The following is a 4,539-nucleotide window of genomic DNA, read 5'->3' as shown; positions in this document are numbered from 1 at the left end:
GTCGCGGCGGCCTTGCAGCTTTATTTGACGCGGTTGGCGGCCGGGCTGGATGCTTCCCATCTGCGGCCGGTTGGAGACGGCGTCTGCCCCGTTTGTGGCGGCGCGCCCGTCGCGTCGTCCATTGTCGGTTGGGCCGAAGCCTCGCGCGCCCGTTATTGCTGCTGCGGTCTTTGCGCGACGCGATGGAACTATGTTCGCGTGAAATGCGTCATGTGCGGTTCGACCGAAGGCGTCTCGCAACGCCTGATCGAGGAATTGTCAAAGGACATCGTCGCGGAAATCTGCGGCAAATGCCACGGCTACGCCAAACAGTTCCGCGAGGATCGGCGGCCGGAGATCGAACCATTGGCCGATGACATTGCCTCGTTCGGCCTCGACCTGCTGGTTCGCGAGGAAGGCTATGTCCGGTTCAACGCGAATCCCTTGATGATCGTGGCGGCGCCTTCTCCGTAAGTCGCTTGTTCGGGATCGCACCAATGCCACAACCCGCGACCCACGAGGCCGCAGGCGTCGTGTTTAGCGCGGAGAATGAGGGGCTGGAGCGAGGCTGATAAAGCAGCCGCAGTAACTTGGTTTGTTCCTCGCCAACATACGCGAACGCCAGTTCGCAAACCCGACTTTCATGGGGAATAGGCGAGCGCCGCAAATTCAGGGGCCAATCCGGCGTCTATCGGTCGCGCCAAGGAAAATAGGACAAGAACACAGAAGAATAAAACCAATTCCACGGCGAATATGCGGACGTGGGGCAACCTCACGCTAATCGGATGCGGCCGAATGGGAAGAGTGGTCGGCATATCCGTTTTTCCAAATGAATTTTCGCGACCGGCCACATTCTTGACTCCTATCGAAGGGAAGGACAAGGCCTAAATTCGGGCTTATCAAACGACGCCATTCAGGCTGAAACCGCTTCGCCGGAACGGGGCGGCGCCGTGTAATTTCAAGATGTGACGGATCGAGGCGTTCCAGCCGGTGAAGCGGAAAAGCGACGGGGAAGCGCCACGATCGGATCATCGCTGCGGCGCGTCGCCTGAGCTCGCCTATCGGACAGATTTTCCTGACGAACCGACAACGAATTTGCCCATCCGCAACGATGCGCCGCGCGCGACGAAGGACAGTGCGCACACTTCTCCTTTGCGTGAGGCGGGCATGATCCAGACTGAAAAGCCTTGTTTGAACTTTGGCGAAACCCCTGTCGGAGAGATCGCGGCGCGCTTGCCAGGCGCCACGGCGGTGTTTCGCTCATTCAAGCTCGACTATTGTTGCGGAGGGCGGCAGACGCTGGCCAGCGCGGTTGAAAAGCGCGGGCTCGATCTGAGCGAGGTCGAGCGGCGACTCGCCGCGCTTGACGAGCAACCGACGATGGGCTCGGAAGAGCCGGACGAACTCATTGAATTCATCCTCTCCCGTTATCACGAGACACACCGGCGCGAGTTGCCCGAACTGTTGCGGCTGGCGCGGCGAGTCGAGCAGGTTCACGCGGATCATCCTGAGGCGCCCAAGGGGCTGGCCGACTTCCTGAGCGCGCTGGCGGCCGAGCTTGACGCGCATATGCAGAAGGAAGAGGCGATGCTTTTCCCGATGATCCGCGCGGGCCATCCCATGGCGGCCGGCCCCATTTCCGTGATGGAGTTTGAACACGAGGGCCATGGCGAGGCTCTGGAGCAGCTCGAGGTCATCGCCCACAACATGCAGCCGCCGGACGATGCTTGCGGCTCATGGCGCGCGCTTTACGCCGGTCTGCGGAAGCTGTCCGACGATCTTAAAGAGCATATCCACACGGAGAACAACCTGTTGTTCCCGCAGTTCAAAGGGTGAAGGCTTCGCCTTGGCGAAGCGCCGCATGGCGTTTGAATGAAAGAAATGCGCCGGGAAGCCAGGAATGCTTGCACATCGCGAGGACGATTTGGCGCCAGCTACCGAAACGGCAGACCGTCTGAGAGGCCATCCGCTTTGGGCGAAATGCCGCTCAGACACCATCGACCTGTTGCTTCGACGCAGCGAGCGGCGCGTCTTTTCGCCGCGCGACGCCCTGATCCAGGAAGGCGCGGAGCCGCGCTGGCTTCACGTCGTCCTGTCCGGGGCTGTCGAGCTTTATTCGCGTTATCGCCGACAGGAGACGGAGTTCGTCGTTATCGAGCCGCCGCATTCCTTCATCATGGCCGGGGTTCTGATGGACAGGCCGCAACTGACCTCCGCCCGCGTGTTCGAACGGTCGGAGCTGCTTCTGGTTCCGGCGCTCGCCGTTCGTCGTGCGTTTGAAACCGATGAAACCTTCGCGCGGACCGCGGCGCTTGAGATGGCTCATAGCTATCGCGCGGTGACGCGTGAGGTGAAAAGCCAGACGCTGCTGACAAGCGTCGAACGCCTGGCGAAATGGCTTGTCGAACGCGACGCCGCGACAGGCGGCCGGCACGTCGTCCGCGCGCCATTCGACAAGCGCGGGCTGGCGGCCCGGCTCGGCATGGTTCCCGAAGTCTTTTCCCGAAGCCTGGCGACGCTCGCCAAGGACCATATCCGGGTGCGCGGCGGCGCGATCGAAATTTGCGATCCGGAGGCGCTCGCGCGGCTTGCGGCGTCGCACCCGCCGCTCTTCTATGCCGAGGACTGAACCGACGAACCGGCCGGGGGCGGTGCGTCTATTAATGCCCTGTCAGGGGCGAAGGCATCGCGCCGCAATCCCGGAGCGCCTGAACAGCGCCGTTGACGAAGGCGGAATAGGTCTGGACGAGAGTCGCGCCCGCCGCGAGGCGAGACGCGACATCGGCCGCGGTCGTGACGCCGCCGACAGAGATCAGCGTCAAATCCGCGATCAGTTCCCTTGTCCTGGCGATGACGCCCAGATCGCTGCAGGCAAGCACGAGGCCGTCGAGTTTTTGGCCTCTGGCCTCCACGAGCGCGATGGGGAGGCGGTCGTCTCCGTGGGACGCGGCCAGTTTGACCAGTAGCGGCTTGCAGCGCCCCGATGCAGCGGCGAACTTGTCCCGCTCTTCCAGAACGCGCGCAATCAGAGCGCTCGCGCCCGGGCTGTTTCCGTCGCGCCCGCCACGGGGCGAAGACAGATTGGCGCAGAGGTAATCGGCGTGCGAATAGGCCCCGCGCAGGGCGGCGCAATAATCGGCGATCACGGATTCGTTCAATCCCTGCCGCTCGCTGCCAAAATTGATCCCGACGCGCAGGTTGCGCGGACGCGCGCCGATGGCGATCCGGGTTTGCGGGGTCACCGTGCCGATCTCGATATGGCCGAAGCCGTCGAGGTCGAGCGCGCCGATCTGGCCGCCGTCGCGGTCCACGCCAGGGGCCACGCCAAGAGGGCCGGCGAAAGTCAGTCCCATGGCGACAACAGGGCGATGCTCCCACGCGTTCGTCATGTCGTCAGCCTCGCAGCTGCCGAAATGCCGCAACAAACGCCGCGAGCGCCTCGACGGCCTCCTCCGTCACGCCGTTGTAGAGCGAAGCGCGCAAGCCGCCGATCGCGGGGTGCCCGCGCAAATGGAACAATCCGGCGGCTTCGGCCTCACGCACGAATTCCTCTTCCAGGCGAGCGTTCGCCAATTGGAAGCGCACGCTGACCGTCGAGCGGTGTTCGCGGGCGATTGGCCGGATGTAAAAATCGTCGCGATCGAGCGCCGCATAAAGCATTTCGGCCTTGCGCGCATTGCGGGCCCGCGCGGCGTCGAGGCCGCCGGTTTCGCGTAACCAGCGCAGCATTTTTCCGGCGACCGCGATGGCGAAGACGGGCGGCGTATTGACCTTGTTATCGTTAGCCGCCTGGCGCGCGAAGCTGAGCGGCGCGGGAACGCCGGGCTGCGCGCGCTCCAGCAGCGCCTCGTGAACGATCACGACGGTGAGGCCGGCTATGCCGAGGTTTTTCTGGGCGCTGGCGTAGATCAGGCCGAAGGGCGCCAGCGGGATCGGGCGGGTGAGGAAATCCGCCGTCATGTCGGCGACAAGGGGGACGTGGTCGCGTTCGGGAAAGGCGAAATATTGCAGACCTTCGGCAGTTTCCGTCGTGGTCAGATGCCGATAGACGGCCTGACCGGACAAGCGCCATGTCGCGGGCGCGGGCAGGGATCGGCCATCGCCGGTGGCCGCAATGCGAACATCGGCCCAGCCGGCGGCGGCCTCGGCGGCGCGCCGCGACCAGAGGCCGGCTTGCACATGGTCGGCGATTTCGCCGCGGCGGAGCAGGTTCATCGGCGTCAGCGCGAACATGGCGGTCGCGCCGCCTTGCAGGAACAGGACGCGATATGTGTGGTTCAGGCTGAGCAGGGCGCGCAGATCGGCTTCGGCGGCCGCGCGGATTTCCTCGAATTCCGTTCCGGAAAACGGCAATTCAAGCAGCGGCAATGCGCCATGCGGCGCGCCGATCTCCTCGCGGATTTTCGCCACTACGCTCGGCGGGAGAGGTCCCTGTGCCGAGGCGAAACTGAACGAGGTCATCATTCGGCTCTATAGCAGCGTGCGAAAAAGTGGATGCCGGTTTTTCGCGAAAACGCGACAACATAAGGAAACTGGAGTCGATTGCGATCCGATCGAATC

Annotated in this window: 6 protein-coding genes; 3 read left to right on the top strand and 3 right to left on the bottom strand. The window is 63.7% G+C overall.

The genetic code is table 11. The annotated features are described in order from the left end of the window. The 3 genes from ACE3S9_RS15335 to ACE3S9_RS15325 all read left to right on the top strand — a co-directional run. The coding region (locus ACE3S9_RS15335; protein WP_374547351.1) for a formate dehydrogenase accessory protein FdhE at window positions 1–453 on the top strand (453 nt) is incomplete at its 5' end. Window positions 454–969: 516 nt separating this feature from the next. Then, complete coding sequence (ytfE, locus tag ACE3S9_RS15330; RefSeq protein ID WP_374547350.1) at window positions 970–1,815, top strand: iron-sulfur cluster repair protein YtfE; 846 nt, start codon at window positions 970–972, stop codon at window positions 1,813–1,815. Window positions 1,816–1,984: 169 nt separating this feature from the next. Then, the gene (locus tag ACE3S9_RS15325; protein ID WP_374547349.1) at window positions 1,985–2,608 is read left to right on the top strand and encodes a helix-turn-helix domain-containing protein; all 624 of its coding nucleotides are present in this window, start codon (window positions 1,985–1,987) and stop codon (window positions 2,606–2,608) included. Between the two features lie 31 nt (window positions 2,609–2,639). On the opposite strand, the gene ACE3S9_RS15320 is transcribed toward ACE3S9_RS15325, so the two are convergent. The 3 genes from ACE3S9_RS15320 to ACE3S9_RS15310 all read right to left on the bottom strand — a co-directional run. Next, window positions 2,640–3,368: a dihydroorotate oxidase gene (locus ACE3S9_RS15320; protein WP_374547348.1), complete on the bottom strand. Its 729-nt coding sequence runs from the start codon at window positions 3,366–3,368 to the stop codon at window positions 2,640–2,642. 4 nt (window positions 3,369–3,372) lie between these two features. Beyond that, complete coding sequence (gene serC, locus ACE3S9_RS15315; protein WP_374547347.1) at window positions 3,373–4,389, bottom strand: 3-phosphoserine/phosphohydroxythreonine transaminase; 1,017 nt, start codon at window positions 4,387–4,389, stop codon at window positions 3,373–3,375. Continuing rightward, on the bottom strand, window positions 4,334–4,539 hold a 206-nt coding region (locus ACE3S9_RS15310; RefSeq protein ID WP_374547346.1), incomplete at its 5' end, for a hypothetical protein. The genes ACE3S9_RS15310 and serC, both read right to left, overlap by 56 nt.

The sequence above is a fragment of the Rhodoblastus sp. genome, assembly GCF_041915505.1.
Lineage (GTDB): Bacteria > Pseudomonadota > Alphaproteobacteria > Rhizobiales > Beijerinckiaceae > Rhodoblastus.
Note: the sequence above shows the minus strand (reverse complement) of the source record. Positions and strands in the feature narration are given on the sequence as shown.

What these genes read in the sequence shown, in the direction of transcription:
- ACE3S9_RS15320 (WP_374547348.1), bottom strand. Translation starts at nt 3,368, where the DNA reads ATGACGAACGCGTGGGAGCATCGCCCTGTTGTCGCCATGGGACTGACT.